Annotated in this window: 19 protein-coding genes; 16 read left to right on the top strand and 3 right to left on the bottom strand. The window is 66.7% G+C overall.

Annotated elements, in window-relative coordinates; genetic code table 11:
- Nucleotides 1-8: 8 nt before the first annotated feature.
- The 10 genes from GON09_RS13170 to GON09_RS13125 all read left to right on the top strand — a co-directional run bounded on the left by GON09_RS13170 (nt 9) and on the right by GON09_RS13125 (nt 10,841).
- The gene (locus tag GON09_RS13170; protein WP_213932167.1) at nt 9-1,544 is read left to right on the top strand and encodes a SulP family inorganic anion transporter; all 1,536 of its coding nucleotides are present in this window, start codon (nt 9-11) and stop codon (nt 1,542-1,544) included.
- Nucleotides 1,545-1,639: 95 nt separating this feature from the next.
- Nucleotides 1,640-2,854 carry a sensor histidine kinase gene (locus GON09_RS13165; protein ID WP_213932166.1) on the top strand — a complete coding sequence of 405 codons (1,215 nt, stop codon included), beginning with the start codon at nt 1,640-1,642 and terminating at the stop codon, nt 2,852-2,854.
- Nucleotides 2,855-2,885: 31 nt separating this feature from the next.
- Complete coding sequence (locus tag GON09_RS13160) at nt 2,886-3,668, top strand: LytR/AlgR family response regulator transcription factor (RefSeq protein ID WP_213932165.1); 783 nt, start codon at nt 2,886-2,888, stop codon at nt 3,666-3,668.
- Nucleotides 3,665-4,039, top strand: coding sequence for a hypothetical protein (locus tag GON09_RS13155; protein WP_213932164.1), 375 nt, complete (start codon nt 3,665-3,667; stop codon nt 4,037-4,039). Before GON09_RS13160 ends, GON09_RS13155 begins: the two co-directional genes overlap by 4 nt.
- Before the next feature lie 7 nt (nt 4,040-4,046).
- Nucleotides 4,047-5,843 (top strand): sodium/solute symporter, encoded by a 1,797-nt coding sequence (locus GON09_RS13150; protein WP_213932163.1) that lies wholly within the window; start codon nt 4,047-4,049, stop codon nt 5,841-5,843.
- Between the two features lie 124 nt (nt 5,844-5,967).
- Complete coding sequence (locus tag GON09_RS13145) at nt 5,968-6,333, top strand: DUF485 domain-containing protein (protein WP_019289889.1); 366 nt, start codon at nt 5,968-5,970, stop codon at nt 6,331-6,333.
- A complete protein-coding gene (locus GON09_RS13140; RefSeq protein ID WP_213932162.1) occupies nt 6,330-7,964 on the top strand; it encodes a solute symporter family protein in 1,635 nt (544 codons plus the stop codon). Before GON09_RS13145 ends, GON09_RS13140 begins: the two co-directional genes overlap by 4 nt.
- Nucleotides 7,965-8,060: 96 nt before the next feature.
- The gene (locus GON09_RS13135) at nt 8,061-8,498 is read left to right on the top strand and encodes a type II toxin-antitoxin system Rv0910 family toxin (protein ID WP_213932161.1); all 438 of its coding nucleotides are present in this window, start codon (nt 8,061-8,063) and stop codon (nt 8,496-8,498) included.
- A gap of 129 nt (nt 8,499-8,627) precedes the next feature.
- A complete protein-coding gene (locus GON09_RS13130; protein WP_213932160.1) occupies nt 8,628-9,950 on the top strand; it encodes a diacylglycerol/lipid kinase family protein in 1,323 nt (440 codons plus the stop codon).
- A gap of 60 nt (nt 9,951-10,010) precedes the next feature.
- Nucleotides 10,011-10,841, top strand: coding sequence for a class II glutamine amidotransferase (locus GON09_RS13125; protein WP_213932159.1), 831 nt, complete (start codon nt 10,011-10,013; stop codon nt 10,839-10,841).
- A gap of 32 nt (nt 10,842-10,873) precedes the next feature.
- On the opposite strand, the gene GON09_RS13120 is transcribed toward GON09_RS13125, so the two are convergent.
- The gene (locus GON09_RS13120; RefSeq protein ID WP_213932158.1) at nt 10,874-11,680 is read right to left on the bottom strand and encodes an MBL fold metallo-hydrolase; all 807 of its coding nucleotides are present in this window, start codon (nt 11,678-11,680) and stop codon (nt 10,874-10,876) included.
- 36 nt (nt 11,681-11,716) lie between these two features.
- On the opposite strand from GON09_RS13120, the gene GON09_RS13115 reads away from it, so the two are divergent.
- Entirely contained in the window at nt 11,717-13,723 is a 2,007-nt protein-coding gene (locus GON09_RS13115) for a phage holin family protein (protein ID WP_213932157.1), read from the top strand.
- A 64-nt stretch (nt 13,724-13,787) separates the two neighbouring features.
- Here the strand turns inward: GON09_RS13115 and GON09_RS13110 are convergent, their stop codons facing one another.
- A complete protein-coding gene (locus tag GON09_RS13110) occupies nt 13,788-13,994 on the bottom strand; it encodes a three-helix bundle dimerization domain-containing protein (RefSeq protein WP_213932156.1) in 207 nt (68 codons plus the stop codon).
- Nucleotides 13,995-14,243: 249 nt separating this feature from the next.
- On the opposite strand from GON09_RS13110, the gene ppk2 reads away from it, so the two are divergent.
- The 3 genes from ppk2 to GON09_RS13095 are packed head-to-tail and all read left to right on the top strand — an operon-like array spanning nt 14,244 to nt 19,616.
- Nucleotides 14,244-15,083, top strand: coding sequence for a polyphosphate kinase 2 (ppk2, locus tag GON09_RS13105; RefSeq protein ID WP_213934434.1), 840 nt, complete (start codon nt 14,244-14,246; stop codon nt 15,081-15,083).
- Nucleotides 15,084-15,113: 30 nt separating this feature from the next.
- Nucleotides 15,114-17,891 (top strand): cation-translocating P-type ATPase, encoded by a 2,778-nt coding sequence (locus GON09_RS13100; RefSeq protein ID WP_213932155.1) that lies wholly within the window; start codon nt 15,114-15,116, stop codon nt 17,889-17,891.
- Between the two features lie 9 nt (nt 17,892-17,900).
- Entirely contained in the window at nt 17,901-19,616 is a 1,716-nt protein-coding gene (locus GON09_RS13095; RefSeq protein WP_213934433.1) for a SulP family inorganic anion transporter, read from the top strand.
- Here GON09_RS13095 and GON09_RS13090 read toward each other — a convergent pair.
- The gene (locus GON09_RS13090) at nt 19,601-21,010 is read right to left on the bottom strand and encodes a hypothetical protein (RefSeq protein WP_213932154.1); all 1,410 of its coding nucleotides are present in this window, start codon (nt 21,008-21,010) and stop codon (nt 19,601-19,603) included. The genes GON09_RS13095 and GON09_RS13090 overlap by 16 nt on opposite strands.
- Nucleotides 21,011-21,210: 200 nt before the next feature.
- Between GON09_RS13090 and GON09_RS13085 the strand changes: the two genes are divergently transcribed.
- Both GON09_RS13085 and GON09_RS13080 read left to right on the top strand, forming a co-directional pair.
- Nucleotides 21,211-21,660 (top strand): DUF6325 family protein, encoded by a 450-nt coding sequence (locus tag GON09_RS13085; RefSeq protein WP_213932153.1) that lies wholly within the window; start codon nt 21,211-21,213, stop codon nt 21,658-21,660.
- Nucleotides 21,661-21,692: 32 nt separating this feature from the next.
- Nucleotides 21,693-21,983 carry an SHOCT domain-containing protein gene (locus GON09_RS13080; protein ID WP_213932152.1) on the top strand — a complete coding sequence of 97 codons (291 nt, stop codon included), beginning with the start codon at nt 21,693-21,695 and terminating at the stop codon, nt 21,981-21,983.
- The last annotated feature ends 31 nt before the right edge of the window (nt 21,984-22,014 follow it).

Here is a 22,014-nt window from a genome sequence, read left to right as displayed (position 1 = left end):
TTCCGCAAGTGAACACCCCGCACGGCCCGGAACAGGTGCCGCACGATCCCCGCACCGACGTCTCCGTCCGCTTCGCTCTCCGGTCGCCTGCTCGGCTGAAGACCGAACTCCTGGCCGGTCTGGTCGTGGCGCTCGCCCTGATCCCGGAAGCGATCGCGTTCTCCGTGATCGCGGGTGTCGATCCCCGGGTGGGCCTGTTCGCCTCGGTGACCATGGCGATCACCATCGCGATCGTCGGGGGACGGCCCGCGATGATCTCGGCGGCGACCGCCGCGGTGGCGCTCGTGATCGCCCCGGTGTCCGAACAGTACGGCGTGGACCATCTCATCGCGACGGTGATCCTCGGCGGCATCTTCCAGGTGCTGCTCAGCTTCCTCGGCGTCGCCAAGCTCATGCGGTTCGTGCCGCGCAGCGTCATGGTCGGCTTCGTCAACTCGCTCGCGATCCTCGTCTTCGTCGCGCAGATTCCTCACCTCGTGGACGTGCCGTGGATCGTCTATCCGCTGGTGGCGGTAGGACTGCTCGTGCTCGTGTTCCTCCCGCGGATCACCGAGGCCGTGCCGGCTCCACTCGTCACGATCGTGCTCCTCACCGTCGTGACGGTGGCCTTCTCGCTGAACGTGCCGGATGTCGCGGACCAAGGTGAACTGCCGGAGAGCCTTCCTTCGCTCTTCTTCCCGGATGTGCCACTGACCGTCGAGACCTTCCGCATCCTCGCGCCGTACGCGCTCGCCATGGCTCTCGTCGGACTCATGGAATCGCTGATGACGGCCAAGCTCGTCGACGACATCACCGACACCCGTTCGGACAAGACCCGCGAAGGCTGGGGTCAGGGCCTCGCCAACATCGTGACCGGATTCTTCGGTGGCATGGGCGGTTGTGCCGTCGTCGGCCAGACCATGATGAACGTCAAGGTCTCCGGGGCACGAACCCGTCTGTCCACCCTGGCAGCCGGTGTGTTCCTGCTGATCCTCGTGGTCGCGCTCGGTGACATCGTCGGGCTCGTCCCGATGGCCGCCCTCGTCGCCGTGATGATCATGGTGTCGGTCGCAACGATCGACTGGCACAGCGTGCACCCGCGGACGCTGCGGCTGATGCCGCTCAGCGAGACCGTCGTCATGGTCGTCACCGTCGTGGCCACGGTGAGCACCGGCAACCTCGCGATCGGAGTGTCGCTCGGAGTGCTCACCGCGATGGTGCTGTTCGCCCGCCGCGTCGCGCACATGACCACCGTCGAGAAGATCGCCGACGTCGACACCGACGGGGACGGGGGAACGGACACGCGCACCTACCGGGTGACCGGTGAACTGTTCTGGGCGTCGAGCAACGACCTCGTCCACCAATTCGATTACATCGGCGACCCGGAGAAGGTCGTCATCGACCTCACCGACGCCGACATCTGGGATGCCTCCACCGTGGCCACGCTCGACGCGATCCAGCACAAGTACGCGGCCAAGGGGAAGACGGTCACGATCGTCGGGCTCGACGGCGCGAGCCTGGACCGGTTGCGTCGGCTGTCCGGTCGTCTCGGTGGAGAACACTGACCGCTCGGCGGTTGGAGAACACCGACCGCTCGGCGGTGGAGAACACCGACCGCGCGTTCCCTGATCGACCGATCGATCCGACGTAACGTGAGCGCATGATCGCGATCGAGCTCGCAGTGGCAGTGCTGCTCCTGGTGCTGGTCGTGATCTCGGTGGTGCTGTGGACCCGGCGAGTGGTCACCACACCCGCCGAACGCGCGGTCCACGCGACGCTGCACACGGCGTCCCTCGCGGCTCGTCCGCTCCGGGCCGGACTCGACGCGTCGTCGGCGAAGGAAGCGGCTCCGCACCTGCGGATGCTGCTGGCCGAAGCCCGCGCCGTGGCACTGCTGGACGAGAACGGTGCACTGCTCGCATGGGACGGCCCGTTCGAGGAACTGACGGACGAGATGCTCGCCGCCGCCGCTCGTGCCGCAGCCGACAAGCGACGTGTCCTCGTCGGTCACCACGATCTCCGCCGGACCCACGGCGATCTCGCGGCCCGCGCACTGATCGCGCAACCGCTCGTCGTGGAGGACGTGGGTGTCGCGGGGGTGCTCGGAGTCGTGACGACCGTCGAACCCGGCCCGGCGCTGCTCGGCGCGATCACCGAGGTGGCGCGTTATGCGTGCAGTCAGATCGAACTGGCCGAACTCGACGCCTCCCGCGCCCGGCTCGACCGCGCCGAGGTCCGTGCGCTGCGCGCCCAGATCAGTCCGCACTTCATCTACAACGCGCTCAACACGGTGGCATCGTTCGTCCGCACCGATCCCGATCGGGCCCGCGAACTGTTGCTGGATTTCGCCGACTTCACCCGGTACTCGTTCCGCGCGGCGGGTGAGTACACCCTGCTCGCCGACGAGCTGCGCAACATCGACCGGTATCTGACGCTCGAACGCGCCCGCTTCGGCAATGCCCTCGAGGTGCGTCTGCAGATCGCGCCCGAGGTGCTCAACGTGACGCTGCCCTTCCTCGCTCTGCAGCCGCTCGTCGAGAACGCCGTGCGGCACGGGATCGCGGGCAAGGACACCCGCACGGGGACGATCATCATCACCGCGGCCGACGAAGGCACCGACTGCGTCATCAGCGTCGAGGACGACGGCATCGGCATGGATCCGGAACTGCTGCGGTCGGGGACGCTCGACGCGATCGCCGAGAGCGAGCACGGCAGTGGTGTCCGGGAGTCGGCGCACGTGGGTCTCGCCAACGTCGACGACCGGTTGCGTGCCGCCTTCGGCAACGATTACGGCCTCGTCATCGAGACCGCGCCCGGTGCCGGCACCCGGGTCAGCATGCGCGTGCCGAAGTTCCGGGCGGGTATCCGGCCGTGAGGAACACCCGACATGGCACGATGGATTCGCCGTGAACGAGATCACAGACAACCTGACCGTGCTGGCGGTCGACGACGAACCGCCGGCCCTCGACGAGCTGGCCTACCTGCTGCGCGCGCAGGAGGAGATCGGCGTCGTGCACACCGCGGGAGACGCGACGACCGCTCTGCGCGTGCTGCGCGACGGCGGCATCGACGCGGTCTTCCTCGACATCAACATGCCCGGACTCGACGGCCTGGAACTCGCGGGCATTCTCCGCAATTTCGCGGTGTCCCCGGCCGTGGTGTTCGTGACCGCGCACGACGACCGTGCGGTCTCGGCATTCGACCTCGGTGCCGTCGACTACGTCCTCAAACCGCTCCGTGAGGAACGGCTCGCCGAAGCGGTCCGGCGGATCGCCGAGCGCAGCCGACCCACCGCGCAGGCGACATCCGATACCGGTCCGGGCGACGATGTGATTCCCGTCGAGCTCGGCGGCGTGACCACGCTCGTGCCGCGCTCGTCGGTCCACTGGGTCGAAGCCGAGGGCGACTATGCGCGACTGCACACCGCGACCGGTTCGCACCTGGTCCGCATCCCGATATCGACGCTCGAGAACCGCTGGGCCGACGCCGGCTTCCTCCGCGTGCACCGCTCCTATCTGGTGGCGCTGCCGCTCGTGACCGGTATCCGCAGTGTCGGTTCGGGGCTCGTCGTATGCCTGCGCGGCGACAGCAACTCCCCGCCCGTCGAACTGCCCGTCAGCCGCCGGCATACCCGCGAGCTCAAGGACCGGCTCATCCGCGGGCCCATGCAGTCGTGGACGTCGCGATGAGCACCACCGGTGGTTCGCCTCCGCAGCGGCAGAGGGTCGTTCTCGCCGAGCGGCGCGGGGCGCGCATGGTCCGCACCCGCGTCGAGGTGCAGCAGCAGACCGAGGTCGGCGACGCGATGGTCCGCGGGCTCGTCCGTGCGCAGCTCGGGCTCGCCCTTCGGGTCGCGTTGTTCACGGTGTGTCTGCTCGGCGCGATTCCGGTGCTGTTCCACGTCTTTCCCGGTCTCGCGGAGATGACGGTGCTGGGGATTCGCCTGCCGTGGGTGTTGCTCGGGGTGGTCGGCTATCCGATCCTGCTCGGTATCGCGTGGGTGTACCTGCGCCTCGCCGAACGCAACGAGCAGGATTTCACCGACCTCACCGACGATTGACGACCTCGTGAGCGGATCGATTCCCGTCGCCACCGTCGTCGGTCTCGTCGCCGCGGCGATCGCCACCGTCGCGATCGGCGTGTACGGCGTGCGGATGGCGCGCACCACCTCGGATTTCCTCGTCGCCTCGCGCAGTGTGGGACCTCGCTGGAACGCCGCGGCGATATCCGGTGAGTATCTCTCCGCAGCCTCCTTCCTCGGTGTCGCCGGACTCGTCGCGAAGTTCGGCGCCGACGCACTGTGGTATCCCGTCGGTTTCACGGCGGGCTATCTGGGTCTGCTGCTGTTCGTCGCTGCGCCGCTGCGACGGTCGGGTGCCTACACCGTCCCGGACTTCGCGGAGTTCCGGCTGGGGGAGAAGTGGCTGCGCACCCTGTCGATGATGGTCGTGGCCATCATCTGCATCCTCTATCTGGTCCCGCAGTTCCAAGGAGCAGGGCTCACCCTCAACATCCTTCTGGGAGTACCCGACTGGGTGGGTGTTGCGGTGGTCGGCGCGATCGTCGTGGCCAACGTCGTCGGCGGCGGGATGCGCTCGATCACGTTCGTGCAGGCATTCCAGTACTGGCTCAAACTCACTGCCGTCGCGTTGCCGGCGCTGGTGCTGACGCTGCACTTCGTCGGCGACCACCGGGCCGTCGACGAGCCCGTGCCGCCCACCGTCACGGAGACCACGACCGTCGACGTGACGATCGACGTGGTCGTGCAGGTCGCCGAGCCGTTGCCGGTCGTGGTGACCGGGGAGATCGACGGCCGATCGGTCGCAGGTGATTTCGAACTCGAGCCCGGTGAGCACGTCCTCGGGGCCGGCACCGAACTCGTCCTCGATGCCGGTTCTCCGGTGCCGGTGGTGGCCGGTGCGCCGACCGACAACGACAGCTGGGCGTCGCCGGGGGCCGGATTGGGAGCGAGCAGCGAACATCCGTTGTTCCAGGTCTACTCGCTGATGCTCGCGACCTTCCTCGGAACCATGGGTCTGCCGCACGTGCTGGTGCGCTTCTACACGAACCCGGACGGTCGCGCGGCGCGCGTGACGTCCTTCGCCGTGATCGGGCTGCTCGGACTGTTCTATCTGTTCCCGACGCTGCTCGGAGTGTTCGCGCGCCTGTACGTCCCGCAGTTGCTCATCACGGGACGGTCGGACGCCGCGGTGCTGTTGCTGCCGGGATCGGTGCTGTCCGGCTGGGGCGGGCAGTTGCTCGCGGCCCTCGTCGCCTCGGGCGCGATCGCGGCCTTCCTGTCGACCTCCTCCGGGTTGCTGGTCAGTGTCGCGGGCGTGCTGTCCACGGACGTGCTGCGCGGACGGGTGCGCGACTTCCGGATCGCCGCGGTGCTCGCGGGCGTGGTGCCGCTCGTGCTGGCGCTGTCGGTGACCTCGCTCGACCTGTCGCGTTCGGTGGGACAGGTCTTCGCGATCGCCGCGTCGACGCTGTGTCCCCTGCTGGTCCTGGGGATCTGGTGGCGTGGCCTCACCGCGATCGGTGCCGCGGCGGGGATGGTCGTCGGTGGTCTCGTCGCGGGAGGCGCTGCCCTGGCGACCGTGCTGCTGCCGATCGATCCGTCGGTGGCCGCGGGGTGGCCGACGGTGCTCTCCGCCTATCCGGCGGCGTTGAGCGTGCCGCTGGCGTTCGTCACGATGATCGCGGTGAGCGTGCTGACGCGTCGGCGGATACCGCGCGACGTGGGCCGGACGTTCTCCCGCATGCACGTGCCCGAGCGGCTCGGCATGGGCCGTGACCGCGAACTCGGAGCGTTCGGCGACCGGGGGCGGGGACCCGGGGAGAGGCGCCGTTCGTCGCGGTGACGCGACCGCTCGTCGCACGAGCGCTCCCCTCGTCGTTCCGCCTGTTCCGGTCTCTGTTCGTGTGACTGCCGTCTCATTAACGTTGTGATCACCCTCACTTCACACGACTACCAAGGAGTCGGCAGTGACCACAGCACCACTCAGCGAGAGTGGCGTACCCCAGCAGCGGCGGATACCGACGCCGCAGGAGTTCGTCACGATGCAGGAGAGCCCGGAGTTCCAGGAACTGCGCAGCCGCCTGCGCCGTTTCGTGTTTCCGGTGACGGCGTTCTTCCTGGCCTGGTACGCCCTGTACGTCCTGCTGGCAACTTATGCGGACGAGTTCATGGCGACGAAGGTCATCGGCAACATCAACGTCGGGTTGATCCTGGGTCTGGGCCAGTTCGTCACGACCTTCGTGATCACCGCCGTGTACGTGAAGTTCGCCGGTCGTGAGCTGGATCCGCGTTCCGCCGCGATCCGCGAGGAACTGGAAGGACCGCAGCAGTGACCGTTCTCGCGCAGGGTGGGACCGACGTCGGTAACCCGATCCTCAATATCGCCATCTTCGTCGCGTTCGTCGTCGTCACGATGGCACTGGTCATCAAGGCCAGCCGCACGACGAAGAAGGCTTCCGACTTCTACACCGGCGGCGGCCAGTTCTCCGGCCCGCAGAACGGTTTCGCCATCGCAGGCGATTATCTGTCGGCCGCGTCGTTCCTCGGTATCGCGGGTGCGATCGCCGTCTACGGTTACGACGGCTTCCTGTACTCGATCGGCTTCCTCGTGGCATGGCTCGTCGCCCTGCTGCTCGTCGCCGAGCTGCTCCGCAACACGGGCCGCTTCACGATGGCGGACGTGCTGAGTTTCCGGCTCAAGGAACGCCCCGTGCGTATGGCGGCGGCGCTCTCGACTCTCGCGGTGTCGCTGTTCTACCTGCTCGCGCAGATGGCCGGCGCCGGCGGACTCGTGGCGTTGCTGCTCGACATCGAGGGCAAGGTCGGCCAGGCCATCGTCGTCGCGGTCGTTGGTGTGCTCATGATCGTGTACGTGCTGATCGGCGGCATGAAGGGCACGACCTACGTGCAGATGGTCAAGGCCGTGCTGCTCATCGCCGGTGCAGGCCTGATGTTCGTGCTCGTCCTGTTCGCGGTGCGGGGCAACTTCTCGCAGCTGCTCGCCGACGCTCAGGCGATGGTGTCGAGCTCGTCGAACGAGGCCGTCGCGCAGCGTGACGTGCTCGCTCCCGGTGCCAAGTACGGCATCAGCAACATGTCGCAGATCGACTTCCTCTCGCTCGGCCTCGCGCTGGTCCTCGGTACCGCGGGTCTGCCGCACGTGCTGATGCGCTTCTACACCGTGCCCACCGCCAAGGAAGCTCGTCGCTCGGTCACCTGGGCCATCGCGCTCATCGGCGCCTTCTACCTGTTCACCCTGGTCCTCGGTTACGGTGCCGCGAAGATGGTCGGCCCCGACGCGATCCTCGGTGCTCCCGGCAAGGAGAACGCGGCGGCCCCGCTGCTGGCCTTCGAGCTCGGCGGAACGCTGTTCCTCGCGATCATCTCGGCGGTCGCCTTCGCAACGATCCTCGCGGTCGTCGCCGGCCTGGCCATCACCGCTTCGGCGTCGTTCGCTCACGACATCTACGCCAGCGTCATCAAGCGTGGCAACGCCACGGAGGACGAGCAGGTGCGGGTCTCGCGGATCACGGTCGTCGTGATCGGTCTGGTGTCGATCGTCCTCGGCATCCTCGCCATGGGACAGAACATCGCCTTCCTCGTGGCACTGGCCTTCGCGGTCGCCGCTTCGGCGAACCTGCCGACGCTGCTGTACTCGCTGTTCTGGCGGAAGTTCAACACGACCGGCGCCCTGTTCAGCATCTACGGTGGTCTGATCAGCTGCCTCGTCCTCATCGTGTTCTCCCCGGCGGTATCCGGTGCCCCGTCGGCGATGTTCCCGGACGTGGACTTCTCGTGGTTCCCGTTGTCGAACCCGGGCATCGTGTCGATCCCGCTCGCGTTCGTCCTCGGGATCGTCGGCACCTTCGTCGGACGCCGCAAGCAGGAGGACCGGTACAAGCAGGCGGAGATGGAGGTTCGTTCGCTCACCGGTGTCGGTGTGGAGAAGGCCGTCTCCCACTGATCCTCCGTGCCGCGGTGGCCCGCTCCCGATCGGGGGCGGGCCACCGTCGTGTCTCGGGTCTCCGTCCCCGGAACCGAGCGTCTACTGTTGCGGACCATGGCGAAACTCGAAGTGTCCACCGACCTTCCGCTCGATCCACACGCTGCCTGGGAGCGCGCTTCCCGTCTGAGTTCGTTCGATGAGTGGCTGAGCATCCACGACGGCTGGCGCAGCGACCTGCCCGACGCTCTTGCCGAGGGCACCACGCTGCAGTCGGTGGTGTCGGTCAAGGGCATGCGCAACCGGGTCACGTGGACCATCGTCGAACTGGCCGCACCGCACCACGTGGTGTTGAAGGGAACGGGCAAGGGCGGCACCAAGTTCTCCATGCGACTCGCCGTCGCAGCCCGCCGGGACGGTTCGACGCTGACCATGAAGATCGAACTCGGCGGGGCGCCGCTGTTCGGCCCGATCGGGTCGGGGGTGGCTCGCGCCCTGCACGGCGACCTGCAGTCGTCGCTCGACACTTTCGCGCACCGCTACGGCGAGAACTGAACCGACCGGCTTCTCGGACACCACCTCCGGCGAGGCGTGCACCCTTTAGCCTCGTATCAAGCGGTTCGTGCCGGAGCGACAGCGACGACGAGGCGCTCGGTACTCGATGCGATTGCGAGGTCGATCTCCATGCCCGAAGATCACGACCCGAGTACCGGCGAGAACGCCACCGAATCGCGCTGGTGGGCATGGGCGGCCTGTGTCGCCGTGATCGCGGCGATCGTGGTGCCTCTAGCGGAGGCGGGTCTGCGCGGCGTCGTCGCGCTGCTGCTGGTCGCGGTGGCCGGTGCCGCCCTGGCCGTTGCCGGGGCCTACTGGTTCCTCACGCACCACGGTGTGATCCGCGGGGCTGCGCTGGCCGTGACCGTTCTCGCGCCGGTCGTCGTGGTGGTCGTCTTCGCAGCGGCGGGCCACCTGTGGGTCGCAGTCGTATCGGTGCTGCTCGTCGCCGTGGCGGTCGCGTGTGGACGCCGCGCTCTACGACATGCTCGGCCGACCCCGCAGCCCGTCTTTCCGGCCGTGCCCGTCCGGCATCCTTTCTTCGTCATGAATCCCCGCTCGGGCGGCGGCAAGGTCGTCCGTTTCGACCTGCAGCGCAAGGCCGAGGAACTCGGGGCAGAAGTGGTGTTGTTGAGCGGACCGCAGCAGCTCGACGTCACCGAACTGGCGGAGAAGGCCGTCGAGCGAGGGGCGGACCTGCTCGGCGTTGCGGGTGGCGACGGAACTCAGGCCCTGGTCGCGGCGGTCGCAGCGGAACATCGACTTCCGTTCGTCGTGATCAGCGCCGGAACCCGGAACCATTTCGCCCTCGATCTCGGGTTGGACCGGGACGATCCCGCTGCGGGCCTGGATGCTCTCCGCGACGGCGTCGAACTGCGAGTCGATCTCGGCCGGATCAACGGTCGCCCGTTCGTCAACAATGCGTCCTTCGGTGTCTACGCGGAGGTGGTCCGGAGCCCGCAGTACCGCGCCGACAAGACGGCGACGGTGTTGCAGATGCTGCCGGAACTGCTCGGTGAACAGGGTAGGCCGGGATTGCGGGCGAGAATCGATACCGAGACCGTCGACGGGCCACAGGCGGTCCTGGTCAGCAACGGCCCGTACACCTTCGACGACCTGGCGGGACTCGGACGAAGAACCCGTTTGGACAGTGGGCGGCTCGGTGTCGTCGCGATCTCGGTCTCGAACGCCCGCCAGGCCGTCGGCCTGTTCCGCCGCACTCACAGCCGAGGCCTGGTGCAGCGCACCGCGACAGAGGTGGTCGTCGATTCGGACGTGTCGGAGATTCCGGTCGGCGTCGACGGCGAGGCGGTGATGTTGTCGACACCCGTACGATGCACGATCTCCACCGGAGCGCTACGTGTTCGTGTTCCCCGTGACCGTCCGGGAGTGAGGTTGCCGCCTCCGCACCTCGATTACGCAGGGCTGCGGAAGATATTGTGGCCGAAATGAAGTCTCACTACGTCACGCTCCGAGGTGTCGGACAACTTCAATGTATGTGTGTGCAGATGGATGGCGTATACCGGTGACCCGGTCCTGATGGACGACGTGCTCTTCCGGCCGGTCCACTCCCTGATCGACCAGAGCCTGCATTCCAGGATGGGGGCGACCACCACGAACGGCGACGGGTTCGGGATCGGCTGGTACGGAGAAGGCCCGAGGCCGGCCTTGTTCAAGTGCATCGAACCTGCCTGGAACGAGAGGAACCTGCGGGAGATCGCCTCCCAGATCCGGACGCCGCTGATGTTCGCGCACATCCGTGCCTCGACGGGCACCGCTGTGCAGCGCAGTAATTGTCATCCCTTCCGGCACGAGAACTGGATGTGGATGCACAACGGCGCGGTGCGCGGTTTCCACGTGATGAAGCGGGATCTGGCGATGGCAGTGGATCCGAGTCTCTACGACGGGATCGAAGGCTCGACCGACTCCGAGATGTTGTTCTTCCTCGCGCTGACCTTCGGTCTCACCGATGATCCGTTCACCGCTGTGGCGAAGGCCGTCGGTTTCGTGGAGGACGTCGGCGCCCGTCGCGGTGTCGAGAATCCGATGCAGGGAACGCTTGCCACCACAGACGGTATCTCGGTCTGGATTTTCCGGTATTCGACGGAGCGACAGACACGTTCGCTGTTCTACTCGGCCGACATCACGGCTGTACGGGCGCAGCATCCCGAAGTGGAGGTGTTGTACAGGCTGGGGGACGACACCCGTTTCGTGGTGTCCGAACCCCTCCGGGATCTCGAAGGGGCCTGGCTGGAGGTGCCGGAGTCGAGCGCGGGCATCATTCGGGGCAGCGAAGAGCAGTTCCGGCCGTTCGAGCCGATGTCGCCCGTGCGATCGAGCTGATCGCCACGGATTACCCAGCGCCGATCACGATCTCACCGGTCGGCCGGACCGGTACCCGATGCGCCGAGTGCGTCGCCCGGGTCCAGCTCCACGGCAACGATCCCTGTGCGCTCGGCCCGACGGACGAACTCGGCGCCGGGCCCGAAGAACAACCGGGGGCGGACGGCGTCGAATCCGATCGGCCACAGCGTGCCGTAGTGGATCGGTACGGCCAGGCCCGCCTGCACCAGACGGGCGACGACAGCGGCCCGGCCGGGATCGAGATGACCGTCGCCGAGGGTGGGTCCCCAACCTCCCACGGGTAGCAACGCCAGATCCACCGGCCCGACGTGCTCCGCGAGACCCGGATACAGATCCGTATCGCCGGCGAAATAGGTGCGCCGGTCTCCCTCGACGACGTATCCGACCGCCGGCGCGAGTTCCGGGCCACGGCGCCAACGGCGACCATCGTGCCGGGCGGGCACGGCACGCACGGTGACCGTGCCGATCCGTGTCCCCTCGCCGGGACGCAACGGCACCAGCCGGTCGGCGAATCGACGCAGTGCCGGCAATCCGTCGGCTGCTCCCCAGGGGACCACGATCGGAACGTCGGGATCGAGCAACCGCAACGACCGCAGGTGGGTGTGATCCGCGTGCAGATGCGAGAGCAGGACTGCATCCGGGTCGTGCACGTGCGGTCCGGCAGGGGTGGGGCCCCGCCGGCGGTGCAGGTGCGCGATGCGGTCGGTGAGCACCGGATCGGTCAGCACGACCGTCCCGCGGTCCTCGATCAGCGTGGTGGCATGCCCGAGCCAGCGCAGACCGGATACAGCGGCATTCGGACGCGGTGGCGTGCTCATGAACCTTACGATTCCAGACGTGGGAAGGGGCCCGCGATGCGTACGGTGGGCGGCTTGTTGCGGATACTCGTCGAGTTCCTCGTGTTGTGGGGATCGTCGGCGCTCGTGCTCGTCGTGCTCGACCGCGTCCTCGGCGGCATCACCCTCGACCGGTCCGGCTTCGCTCCGATACCGACGCTCCCGGCCGCGCTGATACTCGCGCTGGTGTTCGGCCTGCTGAACGCCGCGCTGTGGCCGGTGATGATGCGGTTGATGTCGTGGATCGGTCCGGTACTGCTGTTCGTCGGAGTGTTCCTGGCCGGCGGTGCGATCATGCTGCTGACGCTGTACCTGGTACCGGTCGCCACGGTGGACCGCCCGGGTGATGCGATCGTGCTCGCCGCCTCGGTCTCGCTGGTCACCTCCGTCGTCTCGGGCGCGATCGCCTCCCGCTCCGATACCGCCTACCGATTGATGCAGGTGCGGCGGAACCGATTCCGATTGCGGCGCAACGCGGCGCTCGTGGGTGCGCCTCCGGGGTTGTTGTGCATCCAGATCGACGGACTCGGGTACGACGTACTGCGGCGGGCGATCGCCGACGGTGTCACGCCCGGACTGGCGAAGTTGGTGCGTGAGACCCACCGGCTGGTGCCGTGGTACACCGATTGGAGCAGCCAGACCGGAGCGACCCAACTGGGCGTGCTGCACGGCTCCAACCACAACGTGCCCGCATTCCGCTGGTACGACAAGACCACCGGGCATATCTCCGTGTTCAGCAACCCGGCCGACAACGAGCAGCGCGAACTCGAACGAGCAGACCGGCCCGGGCTGCTCGCCCACGACGGTGCGAGCCGGGGCAACTTGTTCACCGGTGGTGCGCAGGACAACGTACTGGTCGTCAGTCGTATGCGTGGCGCCCGGCTCGGTGGGGGCGCCGGCTACAGCGCCTATTTCGCCGATCCTGCGAGCGCACTGCGCACCTTCATCCGGATGTCCGCGGAACTGCAACGGGAACTTCGTCAGTCGCTGCGGCAGAAGCGGAAGGACATCCGGCCACGGGTACCGCGCGGCGGAATGTACCCGTTCGTCCGCGCTTTCGCGACCGTACTCGCCACCGATGTCACCGCTGCCGCAGTGGTCGGTGATCTGATCGAGGGGCGTGCCGTCGTCTACCTCGATCTGATCGGATACGACGAGGTCTCGCACCACTCGGGGATCTCTCGGCCCGAAACTCTCTCCGTGCTCGCGAAAGTCGACGACATCATCGCGATGCTGCTCGCGGTGGCGGAACAGTCCGACCGGTCCTATCGCGTCGTCGTGCTCTCGGATCACGGGCAGAGCCAGGGCGCGACGTTTCTTCAGCGCTACGGAGAGAGCCTGGGGCAACTCGTGATCCGGTTGACCACGCGGAACGAGTCGGCCGATCGTCACCGGCGCGAGCGCCGGGCGGACACCTCCGCCCAGCCGGGAGGAGAGGGACGCGCGTATGCCGCAGCCAGCATGCACGCCGCGCCGGTCGGCGAGCAGGCGCACACCGTCGCCGGTGAACCTATCGTGCTCGGCTCGGGCAACCTCGGTCTGATCTACTTCCCGCATCTGCCCGGCCGCGCCGACATCGACGCCATCGAGGCCGCGCACCCGGGACTGCTCGCCGACCTCCGGGCGCATCCCGGAATCGGCTTCCTTCTCGTCGCCGCCCCTGGCGGATCCGTCGTGCTCGGACCCCACGGCCGGGTGGACGTGGCGACCGGAGAGGTCACCGGCCGCAACCCGCTCGAGGTGATGGGTCCCGATGCGCTGGCGAAGATCCGGCGCACCGACACCTTCGACAACGTCGCCGACATCATGGTCGGCGGTGCCTACTGGCCCGAGACCGACGAGGTTGCGGCGTTCGAGGAGCAGGTCGGCTCGCACGGCGGTATGGGCGGCCCACAGAGCACCCCGTTCCTCCTCTATCCCGCTACGCTACCTCCACCGCCCGAGCCGTTGAAGGGCGCCGAGAACGTGCACGAGGTGCTCGTCGGGTGGCGGGACCTCTCGACGACCCCGACCGCCGCCCAGTGACGGGCGGGGTGCTCGTGCTTGCCCACGTCCTACCTGCCGAGATCCGAAACCTCAAGCGGAGGGTTCAATCGAGCGTCGGGTGTCCGGTGAGTTCGCGCTTCACCGCCCTCTCGACGAGGAGCGGAACGAAGTCTCGAATTCTGCTCGTGGCGAATCGGAGGTAGACACTGTGAACCGCGCGTTCGATGTCGTCCGGGGGAACAAGCGGATAGCGAATGACCAGACGTTCGATCACCTGTTGGATCTGACGGAACTCGTCGTCACCGCTCATCGGCCAATCGTGACCGCGGCCCCGAAGGCCGTCAAGACTCGAAACGGTATCGGATGCAACGACTCCGGGCACGATTCGACAACGCGTGTGAAAGAAGGCGATCGGTTCGTGTCCATTGAGCCGAAGCGATCGTTCTCCCACGAAGGCAGGACCGAAGGCGGACAATGGGGGCACGTCCGAGGGAGAACCGTGGGACACAAGACCGGACACAAGAAGCATCGGAAGCGCTCGCCGGAGAACTCGCTCACCGTGCGTTCCGATTCCGGCGCACTTCACGCCCCCAGTGCACCGCAGCAGGGCGCATCGCCGACCGATGAACCCATGAAGAACAAGGAGTACCGCCGCCTGCTCCGTCCGTTGCATGCCGAACTCGTCGCCGTGCAGGAATGGGTGAGATCGTCCGGTGCCCGCGTCTGCATCCTGTTCGAGGGCCGTGACACCGCGGGTAAAGGCGGCGTCATCAAAGCGATCACAGAACGAGTGAGCCCCCGGGTGTTCCGCGTCGTCGCACTGCCCGCCCCCACGGAGCGCGAGCGGTCCCAGATGTACATCCAGCGCTACGTGCCCCACCTGCCGGCCGGAGGTGAGGTCGTCATCTTCGATCGCAGTTGGTACAACCGTGCCGGCGTCGAACGAGTGATGAAATTCTGCACCGAGGAGGAAGCGCAGCACTTCCTCCAGATGATCCCGGCGGTCGAACGTGCGATCGTGGACTCCGGAATCATCCTCCTGAAGTACTGGCTGGAAGTGAGCCAGGAACAACAGACGCAGCGGTTGCAGAGCCGTATCGACGACCCCCGCAAGACCTGGAAGCTGTCGAGTCTGGACCTGGAGTCCTACAGACGCTGGTACGACTACTCCCGAGCGCGGGACGAAATGTTCCACTTCACCGACACGGGTTGGGCTCCTTGGTATGTCGTCGACAACAACGACAAGAAGCGCGGTCGGCTCAACGTCATCGGCCACCTGCTCGACCTGATCCCCTACGAGCCGCTCGAGCGTCCCGAACTGGTCCTGCCGCCGCGGCAGGACGCCGCCGGCTACACGGCGCCGACCCAACCTCTTCACTGGATACCGACGCTCTATTGAGGATCTTCCGGTAGGGAAGGACGAACGGCGATGGCCACTACCGAATCCGGGCCGGACCGAGCGAACACCCTCGTCCCCGATCGGGACACATCCTGGTATGCAACGGACAGTGCCGACGTGATCACCGCCTTGTCCTCCGATGAGCGATCCGGTCTCACGACGGTCGTGGCGGACGAACGCCGCCGGCGATTCGGCCCCAATACGATCGTCTCCGAACCCGCGCCGTCGATGTGGGCGATCGCGCTGCGGCAAGTGCGGGATCCGATGAACTTGATGTTGATCGCCGTGACGGTCGTCAGCATTGTGATCGGAGAGATCTCCACCGCGCTCGTGGTCGTCGTCCTGGTCGCCCTCAACGTGGTTCTGGGCACGCGGCAGGAACTGAAGGCCCGTGCGAGTGTGGATGCCCTCGCGAGAATGCAGACTCCACAGGCACGAACGATCCGCGACGGAGCGTTGAGCGCGATCGAGGCGACCGACCTGGTGCCGGGCGACATCGTGCAACTCGAAGCCGGAGACCTGGTGCCCGCGGACGGACGCTTGATCACGTCCGCGACGCTCGAAACCCAGGAAGCAGCACTCACGGGAGAAAGCGCCCCCGTCCCGAAGGATCCCAGGACCCTTCCTGCCGGTGACGTCCCCCTGGGTGATCGCTCCGACATGCTGTTCCAGAACACGTCCGTCACTCGTGGTACCGCCACGATGGTGGTGACGGAGACGGGCATGAACACGGAGATGGGCCGGATCGCATCGATGCTGTCTGCGGTGGCTCCGAGCAAGTCGCCGTTGCAACGCGAACTCGATTCGCTGACCAGGTTGCTCGGGGTCATCGCCTGGACCGCGGTTGCCGTCATCGTGATCATCGGTGTGATCCGCGGACAGGATCTGACCACGGTGCTGTTGCTGGGCATCGCCATGGGAGTCTCGGCGATCCCGACCGGTCTGCCGACGTTCGTCCAGGCGATGCTCGCTTTCGGTGCCCGACAGCTCGCCGAGGCGAAGGCCGTCGTCAAGAATCTCTCCGATGTCGAGACGCTCGGTGCGACGAACGCGGTCAACTCGGACAAGACCGGTACGCTCACGATGAACCAGATGACGGTGCGCTCGTTGTACTTCCACACCCGGTGGTACACCGTCGAGGGTGAGGGATACAGCAAGGCCGGGCGCATCACCCGTGTCGCCGGCGACGAACTGCCCGACTTCACGCTCCTCGCCTACGGATTGTGCCTCGACAGCGATGCCACGGTGTCCGACAGCGGAGTGGTGGTCGGAGATCCCACCGAGGCGGCGCTGGTCGTGCTCGCTGCCAAGCTCGGCATCGATGCGCCGCTCACCCGCCGGTCGTACCCCCGCGTCGCCGAAGTGCCGTTCGACTCCGCGTACAAGTTCATGGCGAGCTTCCATCACCTTCCGGTCGACGGCGCCACGCGATTCGTTGAACTCGTCAAAGGTGCCCCGGACGTGATTCTGGCACTGTGCGACACTGCTTATCGACCTGGGCGACAAGCCGTTCCACTCGACCATGCTCGTGACGAACTCGTCGCCGCGAACCGGACTCTGTCCGAGAAGGGGTTGCGCGTGCTGGCGTTCGCGGCCCGCATCGTGGACGGGCAGGAGGAAGCGGTACGGACCGATCCGATGTCCTTCGTGAAGGATCTCACCTTCGTCGGGATGGTCGGCATCATCGATCCACTACGGCCCGAGGCGATCGAGGCGGTACGAACTGCGCACGCGGCAGGTATCGATGTCCGCATGATCACCGGTGATCATGCGATCACAGCGTCCGCGATCGGAGCCGAACTCGGTCTCGGCCCAGGGGTCGTCAGCGGACCCGACCTTCGAGCGATGTCCGACGAGGCTCTGGCGGACGAACTTCCGAACCTGCACGTGTTCGGTCGGGTCACCCCCCAGGACAAGCTCCGCCTCGTCGATCTCATGCAGAAGGGTGGGGCGGTCGTGGCGATGACCGGAGACGCTGTCAACGACGCCGCTGCGCTGAAGAAGGCCGACATCGGAGTTGCGATGGGGTCGGGCAGCGAAGTGACGAAGCAGGCCGGGAGAATCGTACTGACCGACGACAACTTCGGAACGCTGGTCACTGCGATCCGGTTGGGGCGCAACATCTACGAGAAGATCGTCTCCTATATCCGGTACCAGATGTCGAAGCTGTTGTCGCTCGTCCTGCTCTTCCTCGTCGCGAGCATCTTCGACATCAACGACGGCGTTGCCCTGACCCCGTTGATGGTGTTGTTCCAGCACTTCTTCATCACGCTGTTCCCGGTCGCTGTCATCATGCTCGACCCACCCTCGCCGGATCTCATGAACAAGCCGCCTCGCGACCCGAAGACACCTATCGCCAACAGAGCGGCTTTCGTGCAGTGGTCGGTCTACGGCACCCTTCAGTTCGCCGTCGCACTCGCAGCCATGCTCCTCGCTCCCGGCGAGATGAGCACAACCGAACCGACGGTGCCGATGACGACCGCCTTCGTCGTGTTGTCGTTCGGCTCCGTTCTCGCAGGCTTGTCCATGCGACGCGATCCGGAATCCGGATTCGCCGCGCCGATCGTCGGTGCCCTCAGGATCCTGTCCATTCCGGTCGCCGTCACCGTACTTGCCGTCGAGCTGGAATTTCTTCAGGATCTCCTCATGACCACTTCGCTGACAGGCCCTCAGTGGCTCGTCTGTATCGGCTGGTCGGCGATCATCCCGATCGTCGTGGAAGCCGAGAAGGTTATTCGACGGCACCGACAGAGGACGGACCTGTCGATTCCCGCACCGGTAGCCGTTGCTCCTGCGCGTGCCCACTGAGGCCGGATGATGCCGCAGGTGAAAGGACTGGGAACACTTCCCGGAATCGCAACGGCTCGTGCCTACCGCCGGGAGTGGTTGCGTCCGGACATCACTGCGGGTCTCGTCCTCACCGCACTGCTCATCCCTGCCGGGATGGGATACGCGGAAGCGGCAGGTCTACCTGCCTATGCCGGCCTCTATGCGACCATCGTTCCGCTCCTGGCCTATGCGGTGGTCGGCCCGTCGAAGATCCTCGTCCTGGGCCCGGACTCGTCGCTCGCGCCGCTCATCGCCGCGGCTGTCCTCCCGCTCGCCGTCGCAGACGATCCGGAGAGCGCCCTGGTCTTCGCCGGGATACTGGGTGTGCTCGTCGGTGTGATCCTGCTCGTCGGAGGGTTCCTCCGTCTCGGCTTCGTCACCGAACTGCTGTCCAAACCGATCCGGCTGGGTTACCTGAATGCGATCGCACTCGTCGTGATCGTCGGGCAACTGCCGAAACTGCTCGGGTTCTCGGTCGACGCGCCCGGCCTCCTGGGGGAGATCCGGGAGATCGGAGAAGCCGTGGTGGGCGGGGGGATCGACCCGGTCGCAGCCGGTATCGGGCTGGCCTCCCTCGCGGTCATCGTGGGTTTCCGATTGTGGTTGCCGCGGATACCGGGAGTCCTGGTCGCGGTCGTCGGGGCGATCATCGCGTCTGCCGCGCTGGATCTCACCGACGACATCGGGATGGTCGGCGCGCTGCCCGAGGGACTCCCGCTCCCGTCGTTCGGCGGGGTCGGGTGGGGAGACGTGGCGCGGCTCATCGGACCGGCGGCAGGCATCGCGTTGATCGCCTTCGCCGACACCGGCGTGCTCTCCCGCACGTTCGCCGCGCGCCGAGGCGAGAACGTGAACGGGAGCACGGAGATGAAGGCGGTGGGCGTCGCAAACATCGCCGGGGGGCTCTTCGGAGGGTTCCCGATCTCGGCAAGCGGATCACGGACGCCGGTCGCCGAGCAGAGCGGTGCGCGAACCCAATTCGCGTGTGTCGTGGGCGCGGTCGCCGTTCTCGTCTTCGTACTCGTTGCTCCGGGACTGACCACCTACCTGCCCGATGCGACTCTCGGTGCCGTGGTGATCGTCGCCGCCACGGCCCTGATCGATGTCCGGGGCATGGTCCGGATGTGGAGGATGAGCACCGTCGAGTTCGGGCTGGCAGCCGCGGCCTTCCTCGGGGTCGCACTGGTGGGCGTGCTGCAGGGCATCCTCGTTGCGATCGGTCTGTCCTTCGTTGCGGTGGTCGCGCGCGCGTGGCAGCCGTACCGCACCGAACTCGTGCGGACCGCCGACCGTCCGGGATTTCACGACGTCGAGCGTCATCCCGACGGGACCCGTATCCCTGGGTTGGTGCTCGTCCGGTTCGACGCCCCGCTGTTCTTCGCCAACGGTGAGATCTTCGATCAGTACGTGCGCTCGGTGGTCGCCGCGACCGAGGTACCGGTCGAATGGGTGATCATCGCGGCCGAACCGATCACAGGACTCGACACCACCGCCGTCGACGAACTCGTCGACCTCGACACCTATCTGGAAGGCAACGGAATCCGGCTCGTGTTCGCCGAGATGAAGGGACCGATCAAGGACCGGCTCATCAGATTCGGGGTAGGAGACAGATTCGACGCGAGGCGCTTCCATCCGACCGTCGAGGACGCGGTGAACGCCTTCATCGGCAGAGCCGGCCGAAGCGACGATCAGGTCGTCGGCTGATCCTCGACCGCCGGTTGATCCTCGACAGCGCGAGCGGGCCTGATCACCAGTTCCAGAGCCAGCAGCGCGAGTACCGCACCCAGCACGATGAGCGCGACCACGAGCCCGGTGGGATAACGCCAGAACATCACGAGCAGTGCGGCCACTCCGATGATGACCGACCGGATGATGATGCGGGCGCGGAAGGCCGCTTGTTCGAAGGGATTCGGCGGGCGTGGCCGACGCAGCCGCTGGACGGAATCGAGGCCGCGGCCGAATCCGCGCCGGACGGTTTCGGCAGAGGCCGAACCACCGGTGAGGTAGGCACCGAGTGCGATCACCAGCCCGAGGACCGCGACCGCCCGAAGACTGGTCCGCAGCGGTACCAGCACGGCATCGATGAGGGCGGCAGCCGCATCCGAGGACAGGACGTCGGGCGGAACACCGTCGAGATACAGCGATCGAGCGATGATGAGGGCGACCGCCAGAATGAACATTCCTGCCACCAGCGCGAGGCCGACGAATGCGAGTGCGCGTAGGCGCCTTCCCGCCGGCGCGACCGCGACTGCGGCGGCAGCAACAGCGAGCGTGATCCAAGGCAGTACATCGGACACGTTGTCGAGAGTGTTCACGGCCCGCTGTGCCCGGACCAGTTCCGGTGATCGGAACAGGACCAACTGCTTGTCGACACTCGGGATCTTCTCGGCGAACGTGAAACCACGGTCGAGAAGACGAGCCTTCACGTTGTCGATCACCGTGCCGAGCGAGAGGCTCACCGTGCCCGCATCGTCGACCGTCACGGACGACGGACCGACATTCCCGGTCACTACCGCGACCAGCCCGTTGTGGGCGGCGCGGTTGGCCTGGATCCACAGATCCTCGAACCGGTCGCTCTGTACGAGCGACAGTACCGTCTGATTGACGAAACTCCGCGCCTGCCCGGTGATCACCGGTGCCAGTCCCTCCACCGCGCGGTCGACACGGGGCGCGTTCTCCGTGGCCGGAACGGCGTCGGTGAGAGCAACCAGAGCGTCGGTCGTCAGGCCTTCGATGTCCACCCGCGTGAAGATCTCGTCGGTGACGGAATTCGCGATCTGTGTCTGGATGGCAGGATTCGAGCCCAGTGGGGCGACCGTGGTCACGTACCGGTCGGTGTCGAGGATCTCGCTGCGCACGAACCGTGCGGTGACCGACAGGACGGCCAGAACCGCGACCAGCACGGTGAGCAGCGCAACCGCGGCCCAGCGCCATCCGTGTCTCGGGGGCCGCGGTTCGGGAACGGGTTTCGTCCCGGGAGCGGCTCGTTCCCGAAGCGTGGCGACTTCCGCGCGCAACCGATCGAGTTCGGCGCGTTCGTCGTCGTCCAGTCGACCCGGTCGGGAATCTTCACCGCCCGCGCCGGTGTTCGTGGTCATCCCTGCATCGCCCCCCTTCCGGGGCCGGACTCAGTATGCGCCGCGGCGAATCACTCCGGTAGGAAATTCGGACCCTGTTCGCTTCAGAAGTGGCCTTCGAGTGGTCATACTCGACAAGAGGGGGGATCTGTTCTCGACGACACCGGAGGAGGTCGGCTCCCGGCTTCCGCGAACGATCTTTCATCGAAACGAGGCTCCAGGTGACCGATTCGGATATCGACGAGATGGGCCCGGTCGACTATCTCGTCATCGAATTCCCCGCCGACCGACCGCCGAACGGCTCTGCTCTACCGCTGCTGCTCGACCTCGTCGAGCGAGGCATCATCCGGGTGCTCGATCTCGCGTTCGTCCGCAAGGACACCGACGGTTCGGTCGCCGGGATCGACATCTCCGAGGTCGGACTCGAAGGAGAGGTCGACGTGACGTTGTTCGCGGAGGCATCCTCGGGCCTGCTCGACGACACCGATTTCGATGAAGCGGGGGCCGCGCTCGAGCCGGGCTGCTCGGCCGCCGTGCTCGTCTACGAGAACACCTGGGCTGCTCCGCTGGCACGGGCACTGCGTCGCAACGGCGCCGAACTCGTCGCATCCGGGCGTATCCCGGTGCAGAGCATCCTGGCTTCGCTGGAGAAGCTCGATGTCGAAACGTGATTCGAGCGAACAAGATACGTGAGGAGATCGTCATGCCAGGACTACTCCGCGGGGTGGCTCGTACCGCAGTCGTAGCGGGGACGGCGACGGCCGTCTCGAACCGGGTCTCCCGACGTCAAGGGGCGCGGTGGAGCGCGCAGGAACAAGCACAGTACGGCCGGCCCGAACAGTACGCACCCGAGCCCGCACCGGCCCCGGCGGGTCCCCCTCCGGGCGGGACCGATCGAATCGCGGCGCTGAAGGACCTCGCCGAATTGAAGGCGCAGGGCGTGCTCACCGAGACCGAGTTCGAGCGGGAGAAGGCGAGGATCCTCGCGTCCTGAGAACGAGTCCGGCCGCCGCGGCGGGTGGGCA

Source organism: Rhodococcus sp. B50, from assembly GCF_013602415.1.
In the GTDB taxonomy this organism is placed as follows: Bacteria; Actinomycetota; Actinomycetes; order Mycobacteriales; family Mycobacteriaceae; genus Rhodococcus.
This window is presented reverse-complemented; position numbering and strand designations above follow the sequence as displayed.

What these genes read in the sequence shown, in the direction of transcription:
- GON09_RS13165 (WP_213932166.1), top strand. Translation starts at nt 1,640, where the DNA reads ATGATCGCGATCGAGCTCGCAGTGGCAGTGCTGCTCCTGGTGCTGGTC.
- GON09_RS13155 (WP_213932164.1), top strand. Translation starts at nt 3,665, where the DNA reads ATGAGCACCACCGGTGGTTCGCCTCCGCAGCGGCAGAGGGTCGTTCTC.
- GON09_RS13135 (WP_213932161.1), top strand. Translation starts at nt 8,061, where the DNA reads ATGGCGAAACTCGAAGTGTCCACCGACCTTCCGCTCGATCCACACGCT.
- GON09_RS13130 (WP_213932160.1), top strand. Translation starts at nt 8,628, where the DNA reads ATGCCCGAAGATCACGACCCGAGTACCGGCGAGAACGCCACCGAATCG.
- GON09_RS13125 (WP_213932159.1), top strand. Translation starts at nt 10,011, where the DNA reads ATGGCGTATACCGGTGACCCGGTCCTGATGGACGACGTGCTCTTCCGG.
- GON09_RS13120 (WP_213932158.1), bottom strand. Translation starts at nt 11,680, where the DNA reads ATGAGCACGCCACCGCGTCCGAATGCCGCTGTATCCGGTCTGCGCTGG.
- GON09_RS13115 (WP_213932157.1), top strand. Translation starts at nt 11,717, where the DNA reads ATGCGTACGGTGGGCGGCTTGTTGCGGATACTCGTCGAGTTCCTCGTG.
- GON09_RS13110 (WP_213932156.1), bottom strand. Translation starts at nt 13,994, where the DNA reads ATGAGCGGTGACGACGAGTTCCGTCAGATCCAACAGGTGATCGAACGT.
- GON09_RS13100 (WP_213932155.1), top strand. Translation starts at nt 15,114, where the DNA reads ATGGCCACTACCGAATCCGGGCCGGACCGAGCGAACACCCTCGTCCCC.
- GON09_RS13095 (WP_213934433.1), top strand. Translation starts at nt 17,901, where the DNA reads ATGCCGCAGGTGAAAGGACTGGGAACACTTCCCGGAATCGCAACGGCT.
- GON09_RS13090 (WP_213932154.1), bottom strand. Translation starts at nt 21,010, where the DNA reads ATGACCACGAACACCGGCGCGGGCGGTGAAGATTCCCGACCGGGTCGA.
- GON09_RS13080 (WP_213932152.1), top strand. Translation starts at nt 21,693, where the DNA reads ATGCCAGGACTACTCCGCGGGGTGGCTCGTACCGCAGTCGTAGCGGGG.